Genomic DNA, 20,032 nt, shown 5'->3' with positions numbered 1-20,032 from the left:
GCCCTCGATCACCAGGACCAGGGCCAGCGCGCTCCAGAAGGTGTCGCTGTCCACTTGACGGCGGCCGTGCTCAGCGACGCGGTGCGTTGCTGCCCGAGCCGGCGCCCTGCATCGCCCGGAAGAACTCCGACGAGGGGTCCAGCACCAGCACGTCGCTCTTCTTGTTGAAGCTCTGCTTGTAGGCGTCCAGGCTGCGATAGAACAGCGCGAACTGCGGATCGCGGCCGAAGGCCTCGGCATAGATGCCGGCGGCACGGCCATCGCCCTCGCCCTTGATCTTCTGCGCGTCGCGGTAGGCATTGGCCACGATCACCTCGCGCTGGCGGTCGGCGTCGGCGCGGATCTTCTCGCCCTCCGCGAAACCGGTCGAACGCAGCTCGTTGGCCACCCGCTTGCGCTCGGCCTCCATGCGGCGGTAGACCGATTCGGTGATGGCCTCCACATAGTCGACCCGCGTGATGCGCACGTCGACGATGTCCACGCCCCACGGCTTGTTGGCSCCCTTCACCACGGCCAGCACCTCGCGCTGGACGTCGGCCATCAGCGCATCGCGGCGCGTGGAGATCAGGTCGCGCACGGTGCGCTTGTTGATGTTCTCCTGGAAGGCGTTGCGCACCACCCGGTTGAGCTGCACCGCGCCGGCGTTCTCGTCCAGGCCGACGTTRCGGATGTACTCCGACGGGTTGCTGATGCGCCAGCGCACGTACCAGTCGATCACCACGCGCTGCTTCTCGGCCGTGAGCATGGGCTCGGGGTCCAGGCTCGACAGCGTCAGCAGGCGCTTGTCGATGTACGAGACGTTCTGGAACGGCGGCGGCAGCTTGAAGTTCAGGCCCGGCTCGGTGATCACTTCCTTGATCTGGCCGAGCGCGTAGACGACGCCGAACTGGCGCTGGTCGACCACGAAGAGCGTGGAACTCAGCAGCGCGAGCGCCACCAGGACCGACGAGACGATGAATCCGATTCTGTTCATATGCTTCCAGTCCTCAGCGCACGTCGCGATCGCGCGAACGGCCATCGCGGGCGCGGGCATCGCCGGCGGACGGCGCCGCCGGACTCCCCGACGACGGCGGCGCGGCAGTGCCCGCGGCGCCGGGGCTGGTGGCATCGCCAGGCGTGCCGGCGGCGCCCTGTCCCGCCTGCTGCATCAGCTTGTCCAGCGGCAGGTACAGCAGGTTGGAGTTCTGCTTGGAGTCGATCAGCACCTTGCTCGTGCTGCTGTAGATCTGCTGCATGGCGTCGGTGTACATGCGGTCGCGCGTGACCTGCGGCGCCTTCTGGTATTCGCTGAGCACCGAGCTGAAGCGCTGCGCGTCGCCCTGCGCCTGTGCGACGATCCGCGCCTTGTAGGCCTCCGACTCTTCCTTGAGCCGCGAGCCGGTACCGGTGGCGCGCGGCACCACGTCGTTGGCGTAGGCCTGCGCCTCGTTCTTGATCCGCTCGCGCTCCTGGCCCGCCTTGAGCACGTCGTCGAACGCGGCCTGCACCTGCTCGGGCGGGCGCACCCCGCCCTGCTGCAGGTTGATCGCCACGATCTCGACGCCCAGGTTGTAGCGGTCCAGGATGGTCTGCATCAGCGTGCGCACGCGCGGCGCGATCTGGTCGCGCTCGTCCGCCAGCGCCGCATCCATGCGCATCTTGCCGACCACCTCGCGCACGGCGGTCTCGGCCACCTGCACCACGGTGTCGGCGGGCGCCTTGCTCTCGAACAGGAAGGCCCGCGCATCGTTGAGCCGGTACTGCACCGCGAACTTGATCTCGACGATGTTCTCGTCCTCGGTCAGCATGGCCGACTCGCGCAGGCCGGTCGAGCGCACGATGGTGTCGCGGCCGACGTCGACCGAGCGGATCTGCGAGGTGACGACGATCTCGTGGCGCTGGATCGGGTACGGCAGCCGCCAGTTGAAGCCGGCCCCCACGGTGGCCTTGTAGCGACCGAACTGCGTGATCACGGCCTGCTGGCCTTCGTTGACGATGAAGAAGCCGGTGCCCAGCCAGATCAGGACCGCCACCACCGCGATCAGGCCGAGCCCGAAGCCCGCGTTCTTCATGTCGGGCCGAAGGCCGCCGCCATTGCCGCCGTCGCCCCGGCCCCAGCGGCCGTCGTTCAGGTTGAACATGGCCGGAAACCGTCTCCACACTGGCTTTGAATTCATTCGTTTCTGTTCTTTGGTCAGTGAACTGGGATTGTGCGCAATCAGTCGGCCGCCCCGTGCAATTCGGCCCCGTCCTCAATGGACATGTCCTCGGTCAGCGACTGCGATCGCCGTGCGAGTTCGGCCCGCAACGCGGGAAGGCCCTCGCCGGTGTGGGCGCTCAGGAAGATGCGGGACACTTGCACACCGTTGACATCGACCTCGTCCTGCAGATGCAGGGGATGCTGCGTGCTTTCAAGGGCGTCCAGCTTGTTGAACACCAGGACCTGCGGCACCGTGTCGGCGTCGATCTCCTTGAGCACCGCCTGGACCTCGGCCATCTGCTCGGGATGGTGCGGGTTCGAGGCATCCACCACGTGCAGCAGCAGGTCGGCATCGACGGCCTCCTGCAACGTCGCCTTGAAAGCGTCGATCAGCCCGTGCGGCAGGTCGCGGATGAAGCCGACGGTATCGGAGATCGACACCTTGCGGCGCGCGTCGCCCAGGTAGAGCTGCCGCGTGGTGGTGTCCAGCGTCGCGAACAACTGATCGGCCGCATAGGCGCGCGCCTTCACCAGCGCATTGAAGAGCGAGGACTTGCCGGCGTTGGTGTAGCCCACCAGCGAAATGTTGAAGGTGTCGCGCCGCTCGCGCTGCCGGCGCTGGGTGCCGCGCTGGCGCTGCACCTTGGCCAGCCGCTCGCGGGTGCGCTTGATCGACTCGCCGATCATCCGGCGGTCGAGTTCGATCTGCTTTTCACCCGGGCCGCCGCGCACACCGGCACCGCCGGTCTGGCGCTCCAGGTGGGACCAGCGCCGCACCAGCCGCGTGCTCAGGTACTGCAGCCGCGCGAGTTCGACCTGCAGCTTGCCTTCGTGCGAACGGGCGCGCTGGGCGAAGATTTCGAGGATCAGGAAAGTGCGGTCGTAGACGGCGATGCCAAGCTGGCGCTCGAGGTTGCGCTGCTGCGCCGGGCTCAGCGACTGGTCGAAGACCACTTCGCTGGCCCGATGCAGCTCGGCCAGTTCTCGGATCTCGTCGGCCTTGCCGCTGCCGACGAACAGGGCGGCGTCGGGCGCCTTGCGCTTGCAGACGAGACGCGCGACGGGCTCCAGGCCCGCGGTCTGCGCGAGCAGGCCGAGTTCCTCGAGTTCGCCGTCGAAATGGGGCAACCCGAAATCCACGCCGACGAGAACGACGGCGCCATCTATCCGGGGGATCAGTTCAGACAAGCGGAATCAGATATGAAAAAGCGCGACGGGTGACCGCCGCGCTCCGCGCCGTTCAGGCGGGGGTGTCGTCGCTCTCGGCAGCCGAGAAGTTGACGGCCCGACCCGGCACGATGGTGGAGATGGCGTGCTTGTAGACCATCTGGGTCACCGTATTGCGAAGCAATACGACGTACTGGTCGAACGACTCGATCTGGCCTTGCAGCTTGATGCCGTTGACCAGATAGATCGAAACCGGCACGTGCTCGCGACGCAGGGTGTTCAGGAACGGGTCTTGAAGAAGCTGCCCTTTATTGCTCACGATATTCTCCGTGTTCAAGAGTTGTTGTTGGACCGGTCACCTTAACACAGCGATTCTGCGTCGCAGCAAATTAGTCCAATGGCCTTTTAAAAATAACGGCACCGAACGCCGGAACTTCCGCGCCTGACGCCGCTCATCGGCGCTCAATGGCAGCCAATTCGCCAGGCGCCGGCGGTCAGTCGTCCTTGCCGGCGTACGGATTGCTCGAGGTCTTGAGCTGGATCCTCAGCGGCGTACCGACCAGGTCGAACTCCTTGCGGAAACGCCCTTCGAGGAAGCGTTTGTAAGCCTCTGTGACGTGTTCCAGCGAATTGCCGTGGATGATGATGATCGGCGGGTTCATGCCACCCTGGTGCGCATAGCGCATTTTCGGACGGAACATGCCCGAGCGCTTCGGCGCCTGGAATTGCACTGCCTCGAGCAGCAACCGCGTCAGGACCGGCGTCGACATCTTGCGGGTGGCCGACTTGTGCGCCTGCACGATCGACTGCCAGACCGGGCCCAGCCCCTGGCGCTTGATGGCCGAGATGAAATGCAGCGATGCGAACTTCAGGAACGGCAGCCGGGTCTCGATCTGGCGCTGGATCTGCTCGCGCTGGTAGCTGTCGACCGCATCCCATTTGTTGATCGCGATCACCACCGCGCGGCCGCTCTCGAGGATGTAGCCGGCGATGTGGGCGTCCTGGTCGGTCACGCCCTGGGTGGCGTCGAGCAGCAGCAGCACCACGTTGGCCGATTCGATGGCCTGCAGCGTCTTGACCACCGAGAACTTCTCGATCGCCTCGAATACCTTGCCCTTGCGGCGCAGGCCGGCGGTGTCGACCAGCTCGAAGCGCTGGCCGTTGCGCTCGAAGGGCACGGAGATCGCATCGCGGGTGGTGCCCGGGAGGTCGAAGGCCACCAGCCGCTCCTCGCCCAGCCAGGTGTTGATCAGGGTCGACTTGCCGACATTGGGGCGGCCTGCGACCGCCAGCTTGATCGGCTTGTTGGGGTCTTCCTCGCCCTCTTCCTCGGGCTCGGGCAGCGCGAGCGGTTCGAGCGCGAGCTCGACCAGGTCGCGAATACCCTGCCCGTGGGCCGCCGAGATGCCATGCACCTCGCCGAAGCCGAGCTCGTAGAAGTCGACCAGCCGGGTCCCGTCGTGCATGCCCTCGGCCTTGTTGGCCACCAGCACACAGGGCTTGCCGAGCCGGCGCAGCTCGTTGGCGATGTCGTGGTCCTGGGCCGACAGCCCTTCGCGCGCGTCGACCACGAAGATCACGACATCGGCCTCGGCCACCGCCTGCCGCGTCTGCTTGGCCATCTCCTTGAAGATGCCGCTGCCGGCGTCGGGCTCGAAGCCACCGGTGTCGATGACGATGAACTCGTGCTTGCCCTGGCGGCCGTTGCCGTAGTGGCGGTCGCGGGTGAGGCCTGCGAAGTCGGCGACGATGGCGTCGCGCGTCTGCGTCAGGCGATTGAACAGGGTCGACTTGCCGACGTTGGGACGCCCGACCAGCGCGATGACCGGCTTCATGGAAGGCGTCCTTTCACTTGATTACTCAGGGCGATAGCCGAACACGCCGCCATTGCGGGTGACGACCACGACCGTGTTGCCGGCCAGAACCGGTGTCGCTGCGATGGCCGAGCCATCGGGATTGAGACGATTCAGCGGCGATCCGTCCTCGCGCGAGAGAACGTGCACCAGCCCGGTGGCGTCGCCGATGATCAGCGATCGTCCGACGGCCAGCGGTGCCGTCAGGATGCGGTGCTTGAGCAGGTCGGCCTGCTGCCAGGCGCGTTCGCCGTCGGCGCGGCGCCAGGCCACCACGGCGCCGTTGTCCTCGGTGCCGTAGACAAAGCGGTCGTCGCCGCCGACGCCGTCGGCGCCCACTGCCGGCTTGGTCCACAGCAAGGTGCCGCGCGAGGTATCGACGCAGCCGACGCTGGCGAAATAAGCCCGCGCGCAGATCACTTCGCCCTGGCGGCTCACGCTGCCGGTCAGGTCGACCAGGCGCTCGACGTCGTTCGTGCCACGCGGTGCTGCGATGGGAGACTCCCAGCGCGACGAGCCGTTCGCGGGATTGATCCCGACCAGCCGGCCGCCAACGCCGGCGATCAGGGTGTCGCCCACCGCCAGCAGGACGCCGGGCTTCTTCAGCACCAGGTTTTCCGCGGTGCGCTGCTGCGACCAGAGGCGACGGCCGCTCTGGCCGTCCCAGGCGCTCGTCGTGCGGTCCGCGGCCTGGACGAAGATCCGGCGGCCGGCCACCAGCGGCGGCGTGTAGGCCTGGGCCGTGAGGCGCTCCTTCCAGAGCACCTTGCCGGCCTCCAGCGCCACCAGCTCGCTGTTGGCCGTGACCACCGCGACCAGCCTGCCGTCGCTGCCGACGCCGGCGGCCAGCGGCGCGCCGACCTTGGCGCGCCAGAGCTCGGTGCCGGCACGGGCGTCGAACACGGCCACGACGCCGTCGCCGCTGGCGACAGCGATCTGATCGCCGTTCACGATGGTCGAGAGCGGGAAGCTCACCGCCGGGATGCGCATGCTCCAGGCCTGCTTGATGCCCATCAGGGCCACGCTGGGCGGCAGTTCGGCGGGCTTCGGCCGCGACGTGCCGACGCACGCCGCGAGCGCCGCGATCAATGCCGCGGCGGCCCCGATGCGCAGCGCGGGCGCCAGGGTCGTATAACGCTTCAGATTCATGGTGTGGTCTTGGCTGGGGATGCCGCGCCGCCGGCCGCCGGAGCCAGGCTCTTCGGGTCGACGCCGACGGCGTTGAGCTTGATTTCGACCAGGCGACGGTAGTCGGTGCCCGGTTCGAAGGCCGCCAGGGCCTTGAGGTACTCGGCCTTGGCCTCGTCGCGCTTGCCCTGCGCAAGGAGGACATCGCCCTTGCGGTCGGCCACCAGTGCGTCGAATTCCTTCGGCACATTGCCCGAGAGCGCCTTCAGCGCCTCGTCGTACTGCTTGGCTTCGAGCAGCTCGGCAGCCAGCCGCAACCGGGCAACCGCCTGGTAGCCCGGGTCGACCGCATGCTCCGAGACCCAGGCCAGCGCACCGCGCGATCCTTCGGCGTTGCCCTTGTCGTAGAGCGCCCGAGCCGCCAGCMGGCCGGCCTGCTGGGCGTAGGCGGTGCTGGCGAACTTGTCCTTCATGTCGGCCAGCGCGCGCTCGATGCGGGCGGTGTCGCCGGCCTGGGCACTGCGCTCGACCTCGTCGTAGAGCGTCGAGGCCTGCAGCGCCTTGCTGCGCTGGAAGTACTGCCAGCCGTTCCAGGCCACGAAGGCGCCGGCCGCGAGCAGCACGACCCAGGTGATCAGGGTGCCGTAGGTGTTCCAGAAATGCTTGAGCTGGTCGAGCTGTTCCTGTTCTTCGAGGTCGAGATGGGTGGCCATGCGCTATGAGTTGTTGGGAGCCGAGGATTGTAGGGTGGCGGCCCAGGTGGCCAGTTCGGCCAGTGGCCGGGCGCTCTGCGCGCCACCGCCGTCGCGCAGCGCCTTGACCGTGACTTCGCCGCGGGCAAGCTCATCGGCGCCGAAGACCAGCGCATGCGACGCACCGCTGGCGTCGGCCTTCTTGAACTGCGACTTGAAGCTGCCGAGGCCGTCGACAGTGGCCGCGTGCATCTGGGCCCGGACACCGGCGTCGCGCAGCTGCTGCAGCGTGCGCAGCGCCACCGGCATCGCGGCGGCGTCGGGCACCACCGCATAGACATCGGGCACCGGCAGCGGGATCTGCGTGCCCTGCTCCTTCACCAGTTCGAGCACGCGCTCGACGCCCAGCGCCCAGCCGACCGCCGGTGCCGCCTTGCCGCCGATCTGCACGATCAGGTCGTCGTAGCGGCCGCCTGCGCAGACGGTGCCCTGCGAGCCGAGCCGGTCGGTCACGAACTCGAAAACGCTGAGGTTGTAGTAGTCCAGGCCGCGCACCAGCCGCGGGTTGATCGTGTACGCGACGCCGTTGGCGTCGAGGATCGCGCGCAGGCCATCGAAGTGCGCCAGCGACTCCGCGCCGAGGAAGTCCATCAGCTTCGGGGCCGACTCGACCACTTCCTTCATGGCCGGGTTCTTGGTGTCGAGGATGCGCAGCGGGTTGCTGTGCAGGCGGCGCTTGCCATCCTCGTCGAGCTTGTCGGCATGCTGCTCGAAGTGCGCGATCAGCTGAGTGCGGTGCAGTGCCCGTTCGGCCGGCTGGCCCAGGCTGTTGAGCTCGAGCCGCACATCCGTCAGTCCGATCGCCTTCCAGAGCGCCGCCGCCAGCAGGATCAGTTCGGCATCGACATCGGGCCCGGCGAAGCCGAGCGCCTCGGCGCCGATCTGGTGGAACTGGCGATAGCGGCCGCGCTGTGGCTTCTCGCGCCGGAACATGGGACCGGTGTACCAGAGGCGCCGCGGGCCCTCGTAGAGCAGGTTGTGTTCGACGACGGCGCGCACGACGCCGGCCGTGTTCTCGGGCCGCATCGCCAGGTGCTCCGCCTGGCCGTGCTTGTCGGACCGGTCCTCGAAGGCGTACATCTCCTTCTCGACAATGTCGGTGACCTCGCCGATGCCGCGCACGAACAGCGCCGTCTGCTCGAGGATGGGCGTGCGGATGTTACGGTACGCGTAGCGCCCCATGAGGTCGCGCACGATGGCTTCGAGCCACTCCCAGCGCGCCGAATCGGGCGGCAATATGTCGTTCATGCCTTTGACGGCACTGATTTTTTCAGCCATGGATGGAGCTCAGGCGACTTCGGAAGCGATGCCGCTGCCGAAGCGTTTTTCAATGTAGGTTTCGACCAGCTGGTGGAATTCGCGGGCGATGTTGTCGCCGCGCAGCGTGAGTGCCTTTTCGCCGTCGATGAAGACCGGCGCGGCGGGGGCTTCGCCGGTGCCCGGCAGGCTGATGCCGATGTCGGCATGCTTGCTTTCGCCCGGACCGTTGACGATGCAGCCCATGACGGCCACCTTCATCGTCTCGACGCCCGGGTACTTGGTGCGCCAGACCGGCATCTGCAGGCGCAGGTAGTCGTCGATCTGCTTGGCCAGTTCCTGGAAGGTGGTGCTGGTGGTGCGGCCGCAGCCCGGGCAGGCGGTGACGCTCGGCACGAACACGCGCAGGCCCAGCGCCTGCAGGATCTCGTTGGCGATCAGCACCTCCTGGGTGCGTGATTCGCCGGGCTGCGGGGTCAGCGACACGCGGATCGTGTCCCCGATGCCTTCCTGCAGCAGGATCGACAGCGCGGTCGCCGAGGCCACCGTGCCCTTGGTGCCCATGCCGGCCTCGGTCAGGCCCAGGTGCAGCGTGTAGTCGCAGCGGCGCGCCAGTTCGCGGTAGACCGAGATCAGATCCTGCACGCCGCTGACCTTGCAGCTCAGGATGATCTGGTTGCCCGGCATGCCCATCGACTCGGCGAGCTTCGCGGAATCGATGGCCGAAGTGACGAGCGCCTCATACATCACCGGCTTGGCGTCCCAGGGTTCGGCGCGCCGGCTGTTGATGTCCATCAGATTGGCCAGCAATTCCTGGTCGAGGCTGCCCCAGTTGACGCCGATGCGCACCGGCTTGTTCCAGCGCATCGCGGCATCGATCATCTGGCCGAACTGGCGGTCGTGCTTGTCGCCCTTGCCGACGTTGCCCGGATTGATGCGGTACTTGCTGAGCGCCTCGGCGCAGGCCGGATAGTCGGTCAGCAAGCGGTGGCCGTTGTAGTGGAAGTCGCCGATCAGCGGCACGTCGATGCCCATGCGGTCGAGCTGCTCGCGGATGTAGGGCACCTGGGCCGCGGCCTCGGGCGTGTTGACCGTGATGCGGACCATCTCGGAGCCGGCGATCGCGAGCTCCTTGACCTGGATCGCGGTGCCGACCGCATCGACCGTGTCGGTGTTGGTCATCGACTGCACGCGCACCGGCGCGTCGCCGCCCACGGTGACCGTGCGCGCCCCCCAGACCACGCGGGCCTGGCGCGAGCGCCGGCCCAGCGGCGCGGCGGGTTCGATCGGCAGGCAGCCGAGGGGATTCGAAATGTCTGTCATGACTGGCCTCAGGATTTGACCTCGAAGCGTGCCACGCCACCAGCGCGCGTGATCGGCGCCAGGTCGAAGGCCTTGCCGCGGACCCGAACATCGACCACCGAGGCGCGGCCGATCACCACCGACAGCGGCAGGCTGCCGGACAGCCCCACCGTTTCGCCGGCCTTGACCGTGCGCCGCAGCAGCTGCTTGCCGCCGGGCTCGGTGACGGTGATCCACGAGTCCTCGCGGGCGATGAACACGACCAGGTCATTGCCGTCGGCGGCGGCCGGCGGCGCAGTGGCGGCCGCAGGCGGCTCGGCCGCGACTGGCGCGACGGCCTCGGCAGGCGGCGCCAGCGGGGCAGCCCCCGGCGCCACCGCCTCGACGGCCGTGCCGGCGGGTGCCGTCGCCGCGACGGGCGCGCTGGCCGATTCGGACGCCGCATCGTCCCGGGAAGTCAGGTGCGCGATCGAAGTGCCGAGCTGGTCGAACACTGACTGCGGCAACCAGAACAACACCGCCGCGCCGACCAGCAGCAACCCCACCACGGCCACCAGGGCCCGGGACGGGCGCCAGCCCGACCCGGAGCCCGAACGCGGCACCGACGAGCGCAAGCTCCTGCTGATGGTGCGGTCGGCCTCTGCCAGGCCCGGCCGCTGGATGCCCGGCAGTTTGGCCAGCACCGGTGCAGGATCGATCCGCAGCGCCCGGCTGACGCTGGCGGCCAGTGCCCGTGCGAACACCGGATCGGGCAGCGACTCGATGTCGTCCGCCTCGAGCGCGGCAAGCTTCTGAGGCGTCACCTTGAGCGCGGCCGCGACCATCTCGAGGTGCAGCCCGTGCGCCTCCCGCGCCTCCCTCAGCATGGCGCCGGCCGTCATGTGGGTGCTGTCGCCTCCCACCAGAGGCACCGCAGCCGAGGCCCCGAATTCACTGGCCCGCTCAATCATTGAAATTCCCGCGTTCGTACGCAATCGCCTCCCGCGACTGGGGGAAGCGCCGTTGCAATTGGCCCGCCAGCTGCGCGACCGATTCGCGGTTGTTGAGCTGGCGTTCGACCTTGATGCCGAGCCACAGCGTCTCGGCGCTGGCAGCCGGGCTGTTGTTGACGCGCCGGATGTAGAACTGGGCCCGCGACCAATCCTGGCGCTGCATCAGTATCGAGGCGAGGTTGTAGCCGATGACCGGATTGCCGGCATCGATCTCGTAGGCCTGCATCAGGCTGCGCTCGGCTTCGGCACGCTGCCCCGCCTTCAGCTGGCAGACGCCCTGCGTCATCAGCGTCTTGGCGCGATCCGCGTAGTTGGGCGCGGCGAGCGCGGCGCTGAACTGCTGCTGGGCATCGGCGTAGCGGTTCTGCTGGCACAGCAGCCAGCCGTAGTTGTGCAGCACGTTGGGCTCGCGCGGGTCGAGCGCGATGGCCCGCCGGAAGCTGTCTTCGGCCTGCGCCGGATCGTCGAGCCGCATGTAGACCAGGCCGCGCAGGTTGTAGGCATCTGCGAAGGTCGGATCGGCCGCCAGCGCCTGCTTGATCTCGTCGAGCGCCACCGTGGTCTGGCCCTGCTGGAAGTAACCGATCGCCAATTCGATGCGCAGCTTGGCACGCTTGCGTCCATTGCTCTCGTCGGAGTCCGTCATGATCGGCGCGTCCTTGCTGGCCGAGGTCTGCAGCACGCCATTCTTGGTGTTGACGCAGCCCGCCAGCAGGAAGGCTGCAGCGACGCCACAGGAGACCTGCAGCATCAGCGCGCGTGCATTCGGAAAGGCCTTGCTCATCGGATCATTGCTCCTGGGCATTGGATGTGGCGGCTCCGTCGCGGGCCGGATGAAGCACCACGATGCGCCGCTGCGCCATGCGCTCGGCCGCATGCGTGCGGTCTTTGACGTCGCCGGCCAACTGGCCGCAGGCGGCGTCGATGTCGTCACCGCGCGTCTTGCGCACGGTGGTCACGATCCCGGCTTCGCTCAGCACCTTGGCGAAGGCCAGGACGCGAGGTTGCGGCGAACGCAGCAGGCCCGACGCCGGGAAAGGATTGAACGGAATCAGGTTGAACTTGCAGGAGACGCCAGCCGAACGCACGAGCTCGAGCAACTGTCGCGCGTGCTCGGGCTGGTCGTTCACGCCGTCCAGCATGCAGTATTCGAAGGTGATGAAATCGCGCGGCGCATGCGCGAGGTAGCGCTTGCAGGCCTCGAGCAGTTCGGCGATCGGGTATTTCCGATTGAGGGGCACGAGGTCGTCGCGCAGCGCATCGTTGGGCGCGTGCAGCGACACCGCGAGCGCGACCGGGCAATCGCCGCCGAGCCGGTCGATCATCGGCACCACGCCGGAGGTCGACACCGTCACGCGGCGGCGCGACAGGCCGTAGGCGTTGTCGTCGAGCATGGTGCGCAGTGCCGGCACCAGCGCCGCGTAGTTCTGCAGCGGTTCGCCCATGCCCATCATCACGACGTTGGAGATCACGCGTTCGCTGCGGCCGAGGTGCTTGCGCAGGAAATGCTCGGCGAACCACAACTGGGCGGTGATCTCGCCGGTCGTCAGGTTGCGGCTGAAGCCCTGGTGTCCGGTCGAGCAGAAGCGGCAGCCGACCGCGCAGCCGGCCTGCGAGGACACGCACAGCGTGCCGCGGTCGTCCTCGGGAATGAACACGGCCTCGACCGCGTTGCCGTCGCCGACGTCGAACAGCCATTTGATGGTGCCGTCCGCCGATTCGTGCTGCGTGAGCACCGGCAGCGGCTCGACCCGGGCCGTGGTCGCGAGCTTCTCGCGCAGCGACTTCGCCAGGTCGGTCATGTGCGCAAAATCCGCAGCACCCCGCTGGTGGATCCAGCGAAACAGCTGCGTCGCGCGGAAACGCTTCTCGCCCAGCCGTTCGCAGAACGCGGCCAATCCCTCCAGATCGAAGTCGAGCAGGTTGGCCGTGGTCATATCAAACCCAAGTTGCGAACACCCACGCAGGTCCCGACGCGCCCGCAGGCACGCCATTCCAGGAACACCGCGGAACCGGCTTTGCCGGGCCGCTGGTGTTGCCCCCGGCGAGGGGGTGGGCGGCTACACGCAGTGAGCCAACCTGGGGGAGAGCCATTTATCGGGCGTAGACGTTCAGGCCAGCGAAGAAGAACGCGATCTCGACCTGTGCGGTCTCAGGGGCGTCGGAACCATGCACCGCGTTGGCATCGATGCTGTCGGCGAAGTCGGCGCGGATGGTGCCGGGGGCGGCCTTCTTGGGGTCGGTGGCGCCCATCAGGTCGCGGTTCTTGGCGATGGCGTTCTCGCCCTCGAGCGCCTGCACGAACACCGGGCCGGAGATCATGAATTCGACCAGATCCTTGAAGAAGGGGCGCTCCTTGTGGACGGCGTAGAACTGTTCGGCTTCGCTGCGCGACAGATGGATCAGCTTGGCTGCCACGATCTTGAGGCCGGCGGCCTCGAAGCGGGAGACGATCTTGCCGACGACGTTCTTGGCGACGGCGTCGGGCTTGATGATGGAGAGAGTGCGTTCGATGGCCATTGAAGTGCTTTCCTGAGAGCTTGAATCTGGATGAGTTCCGTCCGGCTCGCAACACACAGGTTGCGAGCCTTGACAAAGCCTCTGATTTTAACCGGCGCGGCAGTCCCGCTCGCTTTCGCGCAGCGAAAGTCCGCCAGCGGCGTCGAATTTCAGCGACCGCGGCGACGACCGCCCGGCCCGCCGGGACCGCCCTGGCCGCCGAAGCCACCGCCACCGCCGCCCGGCCCACCGCGACGCGGGCCCTGGCGCTGGTCCTTGCGCTGGCGCGAGAAGCTGTCGGCGCCGATGTACCCCAGCGAGGTCTTCATCGGATCGGGTTGGTTGGCGCCGCCGGGCACGCGGTCCTCGCCGCCCTGCCGATTGCGCCCCTGCTGGCCCGGGCCGGGCCCCTGCCCTTGCCGGTCGCCGCGGTTGTTGCGGCGCCCCTGGGGCGGGCCCTTGCCGCCGCCGCGGTCGGGACGCGCGCCCGGACCGTGCGCCAGCGGGTTCGGGATCGGCTCGCGCTCGTCACCCTGCGCGCCGCCGGCGCCGCCGTTGCGATTACCGCGGCGCTTGCGGTTGCGGTTGTTGCGCCCGCCGTTGTCCTGGCCCTGGCCCTTGGGCCCCGCGCCGTGCCGCGGCGGCCGGTCGCCGCCGTTGCCCGCGGCCTGGAACAGCGCCTGGATGTCGCGTTCGTCGAGCTCCATCCAGGCGCCGCGCTTGAGGCCGCGCGGCAACACCATCGCGCCGTAGCGGATGCGGATCAGGCGGCTGACCGCATGACCGACCGACTCGAACAGGCGGCGCACTTCACGGTTGCGCCCTTCGGAGATGGTGACGCGGTACCAGCAGTTGGAACCCTCGCCGCCGCCCTCCTCGATGGTGCCGAACTGGGCCATGCCGTCGTCCAGGCGCACGCCTTCGAGCAGGCGCTTCTTCTCCTCGGCGCTGAGGGCGCCGAGCACGCGCACGGCGTACTCGCGCTCGAGGCCGAAGCGAGGATGCATGAGCTGATTGGCCAGCTCGCCGGAGCTCGTGAAAAGCAGCAGGCCCTCGGTGTTCAGGTCGAGCCGGCCGACCGACTGCCACTTGCCCTGCTGCAGGCGCGGCAGCTTGCGAAACACGGTCGGGCGGTTCTGCGGATCGTCGTGCGTCACGACCTCGCCGACCGGCTTGTGGTAGGCGATCACGCGCGGCGGCGGCGGCGCGATGCGGTAGCGGATCGGCTTGCCGTTGATCTTGACCTGGTCGCCGTACTGGATGCGCTGGCCGATGTGGGCGGGCTCGTTGTTGACCGAGATCCGGCCCTGCAGGATCAGTTGCTCCATCTCGAGCCGCGAGCCCAGGCCGGCCTGCGCCAGCACCTTGTGCAGCTTGGGCGAATCGGCCTCGGGCAGCAGCACGCGCTTGAGCGGCGGCACTTCGGGGCTTTCCTCGTCGGCGTCGAACTGGCCGGAAATGACATCGGCGAAGCGGATCGGCTCGGGCGGCGGCGCATTGCGCTGCTCGCGCTCGGCGGCACGGCGGGCGCGGTCGAGGTCGTCCTCCTCCTCGTCCGGCTCTTCTTCCTCTTCTTCGTCATCGTCCTGCGAACCGGCCTCGGAGGCACGCACTTCAGCCGGCTGCGCCGCGGGCGGCAGCACGGCTTCCTCTTCGGCGATCGCGACCGGCGCTGCAACCGGTTCCTCGGCCGACGGCTCGGCCGGAGCGGCCGCAACTTCCTGCTCTACCGGCTTGGGCTTGCGCGGGCGCCGCTTGCGCGGCGCTGCGGCGCCTTCCACGGGCACTTCGCCCGCGGGCACTTCGGACACAGGTTCGGCCGGCAGCGTGGCTGCGTCATCGGGATCAATGGGGCTCATGGTCGGGTTCCGGAAGGGACAGCGATGGTGTCGGCCTCGTCGGGCGCGGCTTCGGCCTCGACGGGTGGGGAGAAAAGGGACTCCGAAGGCTCGGGGGTCCCGAGGGCTTCGTTTTCGGCTTCGGCCTGGGCTTCGGTCACGAGGCCAGGCTCCGCCGGCGCCTCAGGCCCGGCCACCTCCGTCGGAGGGACAGGCGCCTCGAGCGGCAGATCGTCGATCGGCAGCGAGGACTGGTCCTCGCCCGCGGCCTGGTCGAGCGCGGCGATCAGCGCGCCCTGGTGCGCCGGCGTTTCGATCAACGGCAATTCGTCCAGCGACGCCAGGCCCAGGTCGTCGAGGAACTGGCGCGTCGTCGCGTAGAGTGCCGGTCGGCCGACCGTTTCGCGATGGCCGATGACCTCGACCCAGTTGCGGTCCTCGAGTTGCTTCAGGATCAGCGAGTTGATCGTGACGCCACGGATGTCTTCCATGTCGCCCCGCGTCACCGGCTGCCGGTAGGCAATGATCGCCAGCGTCTCGAGGGCCGCGCGCGTGTAGCGCGGCGGCTTCTCGGGGTGCAGCCGGTCGAGGTGATCGCGCAGTTCGGGGCGGCTCTGGAAGCGCCAGCCGCTGCCGACGCTCACGAGCTCCAGGCCGCGCTGCGACCAGTCTTCCTGCAACTCGAGCAACAGCGACTTGATCGTGTCGGCACCCAGTTCGTCGTCGAACAGCACGCGCAGTTCGCGCACCGGCAACGGCTGGGTCGAACAGATCAAGGCGGTTTCGAGAATGCGCTTGGCATCCGCCGTATTCATGGTTCGCGTTATCCGGGAAAAGGCGCCTCGAGGACGCTTGTTCAGAAGGATGGAAGGAGGCGCTGCCGGCACGCGGCGAAAAGCAACGCAAAACCGGCATCAGGCGGCCGGCGCGGCCCTCGGGGGCCGTCAGGCGCGATTGTAATCCAGGCCCCATTCGGAAAAACCCTGAAGCAGGTCCGGGGGCGGCGGCGAGCGGAACTCCACCGGCTGGTGCGTGACAGGATGCTCGAATCCCAGCCGGAAGGCATGCAGCGCCTGCCGCGCCAGGCCGGCCGCGGGCGCACCGCCGTAGAGCGCATCGCCGACCAGCGGGTGGCCGATCGACGCCATGTGCACCCGGATCTGGTGGGTCCGCCCGGTCTCGAGCGTGCAACGCACCGCACAGCCCTGGTCGTTGCTGTCGAGCACCTCGACCAGCGTGCGGGCCGGCTTGCCCGAATGGCGCTCGAGGTCGACCACCGCCATGCGCAGCCGATTGCGCGGATCGCGCCCGATCGGAGCCTCCACATGGCGCGCGCCGGCGCCCTGCCAGCTGCGATGCGCAAGCGCCAGGTATTGCCGCTTGACCTCGCGCGCGGCGATCAGCGCGACCAGCGCGTCCATCGTCTGGCGGCTGCGCGCGACGACCATCAGCCCGCTGGTGTCCCGGTCGAGCCGGTGCACGATGCCGGCGCGCGGCAGCAGCGCCGCCCGGGGGTCGAGCGCCAGCAGGCCGTTGAGCAGCGTCCCGCTCCAGTGGCCGGGGGCCGGATGGACCACCAGGCCGACCGGCTTGTCGATGATCCGCAGGTGTTCGTCCTCGTACAGCACGCTGAGCGCCATCGGCTCGGCCTTGAAAGCCTGGCTTTGCGGCGTCGGCCGGAGTTCGATCCGCCCGGCCTCGCCGGCATGCACGGTGGCCGAGGACTTGGTCAGCACGCGGCCCTGGATCTCCACCATTCCGGCGTCGATCAGCTGCTGCAGGTAGCTGCGGGAGAACTCCGGCACGAGGTTCGCGAGCGCGCGGTCCAGCCGCTGGCCATGTTCGTCGGGCCCGAACAGGAAGGCGCGTACCTCGCTGGCGGCGGAGAGCTCCGCGCCCTCCTCGTGCTCCGCGGCCTCCGGAGAGTCCACCAGGGGGGTGGCCGATATAATCGAGGGCAACTGTTTCACGAAAGCCTTCTTTGATGTTTCGCGCCAAATTATCGGTGGTCCCCGGCTGGCTGGCCCTGTGCACCGCCGCCTGGCTGGTCGCCGGCTGCTCGACGACAGAAGCCGACAAGACCGCGAACTGGAGCCCCAACCGGATCTACTCGGAAGCCAAGGACGAGACGAACTCGGGCGCCTTCGACAAGGCGGTGCCGCTGCTCGAGAAGCTCGAAGGCCGCGCCGCCGGCACGCCGCTGGCGCAGCAGGCCCAGCTCGACAAGGCCTATGCACAGTGGAAGGCCGGCGACAAGGTGTCGGCCGTCGCCACGCTCGACCGCTTCATGAAGCTGCACCCGGCCAGCCCGGCGATCGACTATGCGCTCTACCTGAAGGGCGTGATCAATTTCAACGACGACCTCGGCATGTTCTCGTGGATGACGCGCCAGGACCTTTCCGAGCGCGACCAGAAGGCCGCCAAGGAATCGTTCGAGTCGTTCAAGGAGCTGGTGACCCGCTTCCCGCAGTCGCGCTACACGCCGGATGCGCGGCTGCGCATGAACTACATCGTCAACTCTCTCGCGCAGTACGAGGTGCACGTGGCGCGCTACTACTACACGCGGGGCGCCTACTTGGCGGCCATCAACCGCGCGCAGCTCGCGCTCGCGGACTATCGCGAAGTGCCTGCGCTCGAGGAGGCGCTGTACATCATGTACATGTCCTACGACAAGCTCGGCATGACCGATCTGCGCGACGACACCCAGCGCGTGCTGACCACCAACTACCCGAAGAGCGAGTACCTGACGCGCGGCTTCCGGGCCAAGGACGACCCTTGGTGGAAGCTCTGGTAGCCATCTGACCGCTCGGCTGTCTCAGGCCGAGGCCGTGCGTGGGGGCAGGCTCAGTTGCCTCTCAATGCGGCGATTTCGGCATCCAGTTCGGTCTCGCCCTCGATCCTGCGCATCGGCGGCAGCGCCGCCAGCAGACGCTTGCCGTAGCCCATCGCGACCAGCCGGGTGTCGCAGATCACCAGCACGCCGCGGTCGGATTCGCGTCGGATCAGCCGGCCGGCACCCTGCTTGAGCGATACCGCGGCCTCGGGCAGCGAATAGTCGCCGAACGCGCTTCGGCCCTGGGATTCCAGCCGCTGCGAGCGCGCCTCGACCAGCGGATCGTTGGGCGGCGGGAACGGCAGCTTGTCGATCACGACCAGCTGAAGGGCATCGCCCGGTGCGTCGAACCCTTCCCAGAACGAGGCCGACGCCACCAGCACGCAACCCGCGCGGCCGTCTCCGGCACCTTCGCGGAACCGATCCATCAGCACGCGTTTGGGCAGCTCGCCCTGGACCAGCACCTCGGGCCGCTGCCCGGCCTCGAGGCGTTCGAACTGCGCCTTCATCGCATCGCCGATGGCGCGCAGCGCGCGCAGCGTGGTCGTCAGCACCAGCGTGCGGCCTCCAAGGGTGGCGGCACCGCGGGCCGCCAGCAGCGCCACCTGCTGGCTGTGCGCGGGGTCATTGGGCTTGGGGAACGCCCGGGGCACGTACAGGGCGGCCTGCTGCGCGTAGTCGAACGGGCTTTGCACCCGCAGCACCTCGGCATCGTCGAGGCCGCAAGGCTCGGTGAACCAGCGCAGCCTCGGGTCGTCGCCGAGCGTGGCCGAGGTGAACACCCAGGCGCGGCCCTCTTCCTCCGGCTCGGCCGTATCGGACTTGAGCACCCGCGTGCGTACCGCCTCGGCGATATCGAGCGGGGATTCGACCAGCCGCAGATGCGTCCCGACATCGACCCAGCGCACCGAACCTGACGCGCAGGGTTCGGCAAAGCGCCGCGCGCGCTGAGACAGCTGCTGCGCGCGATCGTGCAGCCTGACGAAGTCGGGCGACAGCTCGCTGACCGTGTCGAGCCCGCGTGCGGCCTGCTCGAAGGCCTCCTGCAAGGCCTCGAGCGCTTCCTGCCAGGGCTGCGCCGGGATGCCCTCGGGCGAATCACCCGCCCAGCGCAGCTTGGCGCCGGGCCATTGCTTGCCGACCGCCAGGCGCAGTTCGCGGGCGCTCCGCTCGACCGCCGCCACCAGTTGCTGCCAGTCGACCAGTCCGCGCGCCAGCTGCAGCCCGGCCGCCAGCAGGTCGCGGGCGAAATCCAGCGCCTGGCCCGTACCGAGCTGGAGGCCGAGGAACTGCACGCCGGTCTCGTTGAGCTGGTGCGCCTCGTCGAACACCACCACGCGTACCGTCGGCAGCAGTTCCGCCATGCCGGACTCGCGCACCGCGAGATCGGCAAAGAACAAATGGTGGTTGATGACCACCACGTCGGCCGCCATGGCCTCGCGCCGTGCCAGGTTGACATGGCAGGGCTTGAACTGCGGGCATTGCGCACCGAGGCAGTTCTCCCGCGTCGACGTCACCAGCGGGATCAGCGGCGAACGCTCGTCCAGTCCCGGCAGCTCGGCCAGGTCGCCGGTACGGGTGGCCTTGGACCATTGCTCGATCTTGGCCAGCGTGCGCAGCGTGCCGCGCTCGGGCAGCGAATCGTCGTGACGCGCCAGTTCGAGCCGGTGCAGGCACAGGTAGCTGGCACGGCCCTTGAGCAGCGCGGTGCGCACCGGCAGGCCCAGCGCCGTGACCAGCCGCGGCAGATCGCGGCCGAACAGCTGGTCCTGCAGCGTCTTGGTGGCGGTGGACAGCAGCACGCGTTCGCCGCTCAGCAGCGCCGGCACCAGGTACGAAAAAGTCTTGCCGACGCCGGTGCCGGCTTCGACCACCAGCACGCCGCCGCGCTCGATGGTGCGCGCCACGGCCAGCGCCATCTGGGTCTGCCCCTCGCGCTCCCGGAAATGATCGGCGGCATGAGAGAGCACCCCGCCCTGCGCGAAGACCTCGCGCACTTCTTGTTCCAGCGGCATCAGGCGGGCTCTTGGGGGTCGAGCAGGTCGACCAGGCGCGCGATCTGGTCACGCAGGGCCAGACGCCTTTTCTTCAGGCGCCGCAGCAGCAGTTCGTCCTGCGGGACGACGTCGCCCAGCCGGTCGATGGTGGCGTCGAGGTCGGCGTGTTCGATCCGAAGCTCGATCAGCTGGCGGGAAAATGAGTGAAGATTGGAGTCCAAGGGAATCGGTACGA

19 protein-coding genes are annotated in these 20,032 nt (G+C 68.4%); 1 reads left to right on the top strand and 18 read right to left on the bottom strand.

Going from position 1 to position 20,032, the window contains the following annotated elements; all coding sequences use genetic code 11:
* Positions 1 to 70: 70 nt before the first annotated feature.
* The 16 genes from hflC to AC1DYK_RS06780 form a co-directional block, all read right to left on the bottom strand.
* Positions 71 to 973 carry a protease modulator HflC gene (hflC, locus tag AC1DYK_RS06855; RefSeq protein ID WP_478165571.1) on the bottom strand — a complete coding sequence of 301 codons (903 nt, stop codon included), beginning with the start codon at positions 971 to 973 and terminating at the stop codon, positions 71 to 73.
* A gap of 13 nt (positions 974 to 986) precedes the next feature.
* The gene (gene hflK / locus AC1DYK_RS06850) at positions 987 to 2,156 is read right to left on the bottom strand and encodes an FtsH protease activity modulator HflK (protein WP_478165570.1); all 1,170 of its coding nucleotides are present in this window, start codon (positions 2,154 to 2,156) and stop codon (positions 987 to 989) included.
* 41 nt (positions 2,157 to 2,197) lie between these two features.
* A complete protein-coding gene (gene hflX / locus AC1DYK_RS06845) occupies positions 2,198 to 3,367 on the bottom strand; it encodes a GTPase HflX (protein WP_478165569.1) in 1,170 nt (389 codons plus the stop codon).
* A gap of 52 nt (positions 3,368 to 3,419) precedes the next feature.
* On the bottom strand, positions 3,420 to 3,665 hold the full coding sequence (gene hfq, locus AC1DYK_RS06840; protein WP_442287887.1) for an RNA chaperone Hfq: 246 nt from the start codon (positions 3,663 to 3,665) through the stop codon (positions 3,420 to 3,422).
* A gap of 175 nt (positions 3,666 to 3,840) precedes the next feature.
* Positions 3,841 to 5,181, bottom strand: coding sequence for a ribosome biogenesis GTPase Der (gene der, locus AC1DYK_RS06835; protein ID WP_478165568.1), 1,341 nt, complete (start codon positions 5,179 to 5,181; stop codon positions 3,841 to 3,843).
* A gap of 21 nt (positions 5,182 to 5,202) precedes the next feature.
* Positions 5,203 to 6,348, bottom strand: coding sequence for an outer membrane protein assembly factor BamB (gene bamB, locus AC1DYK_RS06830; protein ID WP_478165567.1), 1,146 nt, complete (start codon positions 6,346 to 6,348; stop codon positions 5,203 to 5,205).
* Entirely contained in the window at positions 6,345 to 7,040 is a 696-nt protein-coding gene (locus AC1DYK_RS06825) for a YfgM family protein (RefSeq protein ID WP_478165566.1), read from the bottom strand. Before AC1DYK_RS06825 ends, bamB begins: the two co-directional genes overlap by 4 nt.
* Positions 7,041 to 7,043: 3 nt before the next feature.
* Positions 7,044 to 8,357, bottom strand: coding sequence for a histidine--tRNA ligase (gene hisS, locus AC1DYK_RS06820; RefSeq protein WP_478165565.1), 1,314 nt, complete (start codon positions 8,355 to 8,357; stop codon positions 7,044 to 7,046).
* Between the two features lie 9 nt (positions 8,358 to 8,366).
* A complete protein-coding gene (gene ispG, locus AC1DYK_RS06815; protein ID WP_478165564.1) occupies positions 8,367 to 9,659 on the bottom strand; it encodes a flavodoxin-dependent (E)-4-hydroxy-3-methylbut-2-enyl-diphosphate synthase in 1,293 nt (430 codons plus the stop codon).
* An 8-nt stretch (positions 9,660 to 9,667) separates the two neighbouring features.
* Positions 9,668 to 10,588, bottom strand: coding sequence for a helix-turn-helix domain-containing protein (locus AC1DYK_RS06810; protein ID WP_478165563.1), 921 nt, complete (start codon positions 10,586 to 10,588; stop codon positions 9,668 to 9,670).
* On the bottom strand, positions 10,581 to 11,414 hold the full coding sequence (pilW, locus tag AC1DYK_RS06805; protein WP_478165562.1) for a type IV pilus biogenesis/stability protein PilW: 834 nt from the start codon (positions 11,412 to 11,414) through the stop codon (positions 10,581 to 10,583). Before pilW ends, AC1DYK_RS06810 begins: the two co-directional genes overlap by 8 nt.
* Positions 11,415 to 11,418: 4 nt before the next feature.
* A complete protein-coding gene (gene rlmN, locus AC1DYK_RS06800) occupies positions 11,419 to 12,567 on the bottom strand; it encodes a dual-specificity RNA methyltransferase RlmN (protein ID WP_478165561.1) in 1,149 nt (382 codons plus the stop codon).
* Between the two features lie 157 nt (positions 12,568 to 12,724).
* Positions 12,725 to 13,150, bottom strand: a complete 426-nt coding sequence (gene ndk / locus AC1DYK_RS06795; protein WP_478091997.1) for a nucleoside-diphosphate kinase — start codon at positions 13,148 to 13,150, stop codon at positions 12,725 to 12,727.
* 149 nt (positions 13,151 to 13,299) lie between these two features.
* Complete coding sequence (locus AC1DYK_RS06790) at positions 13,300 to 14,988, bottom strand: pseudouridine synthase (RefSeq protein ID WP_478165560.1); 1,689 nt, start codon at positions 14,986 to 14,988, stop codon at positions 13,300 to 13,302.
* On the bottom strand, positions 14,985 to 15,782 hold the full coding sequence (gene scpB / locus AC1DYK_RS06785; protein ID WP_478165559.1) for an SMC-Scp complex subunit ScpB: 798 nt from the start codon (positions 15,780 to 15,782) through the stop codon (positions 14,985 to 14,987). Before scpB ends, AC1DYK_RS06790 begins: the two co-directional genes overlap by 4 nt.
* A gap of 129 nt (positions 15,783 to 15,911) precedes the next feature.
* Positions 15,912 to 16,937 carry an RluA family pseudouridine synthase gene (locus AC1DYK_RS06780; protein ID WP_478165558.1) on the bottom strand — a complete coding sequence of 342 codons (1,026 nt, stop codon included), beginning with the start codon at positions 16,935 to 16,937 and terminating at the stop codon, positions 15,912 to 15,914.
* 14 nt (positions 16,938 to 16,951) lie between these two features.
* Between AC1DYK_RS06780 and AC1DYK_RS06775 the strand changes: the two genes are divergently transcribed.
* Positions 16,952 to 17,761 carry an outer membrane protein assembly factor BamD gene (locus AC1DYK_RS06775; RefSeq protein WP_478165557.1) on the top strand — a complete coding sequence of 270 codons (810 nt, stop codon included), beginning with the start codon at positions 16,952 to 16,954 and terminating at the stop codon, positions 17,759 to 17,761.
* Positions 17,762 to 17,811: 50 nt separating this feature from the next.
* Here the strand turns inward: AC1DYK_RS06775 and AC1DYK_RS06770 are convergent, their stop codons facing one another.
* Together AC1DYK_RS06770 and AC1DYK_RS06765 are read right to left on the bottom strand one after the other, a co-directional pair.
* Complete coding sequence (locus AC1DYK_RS06770; RefSeq protein ID WP_478165556.1) at positions 17,812 to 19,815, bottom strand: ATP-dependent DNA helicase; 2,004 nt, start codon at positions 19,813 to 19,815, stop codon at positions 17,812 to 17,814.
* Complete coding sequence (locus AC1DYK_RS06765; protein ID WP_286368180.1) at positions 19,815 to 20,018, bottom strand: DUF465 domain-containing protein; 204 nt, start codon at positions 20,016 to 20,018, stop codon at positions 19,815 to 19,817. The genes AC1DYK_RS06770 and AC1DYK_RS06765 overlap by 1 nt, the downstream gene beginning before the upstream one ends.
* Between the last annotated feature and the right edge of the window lie 14 nt (positions 20,019 to 20,032).

It is taken from the genome of Variovorax sp. P2_H12 (genome assembly GCF_056403395.1).
The sequence above is the reverse complement of the archived record's forward strand: the minus strand, read 5'-3'. Positions and strand labels throughout refer to the sequence as shown.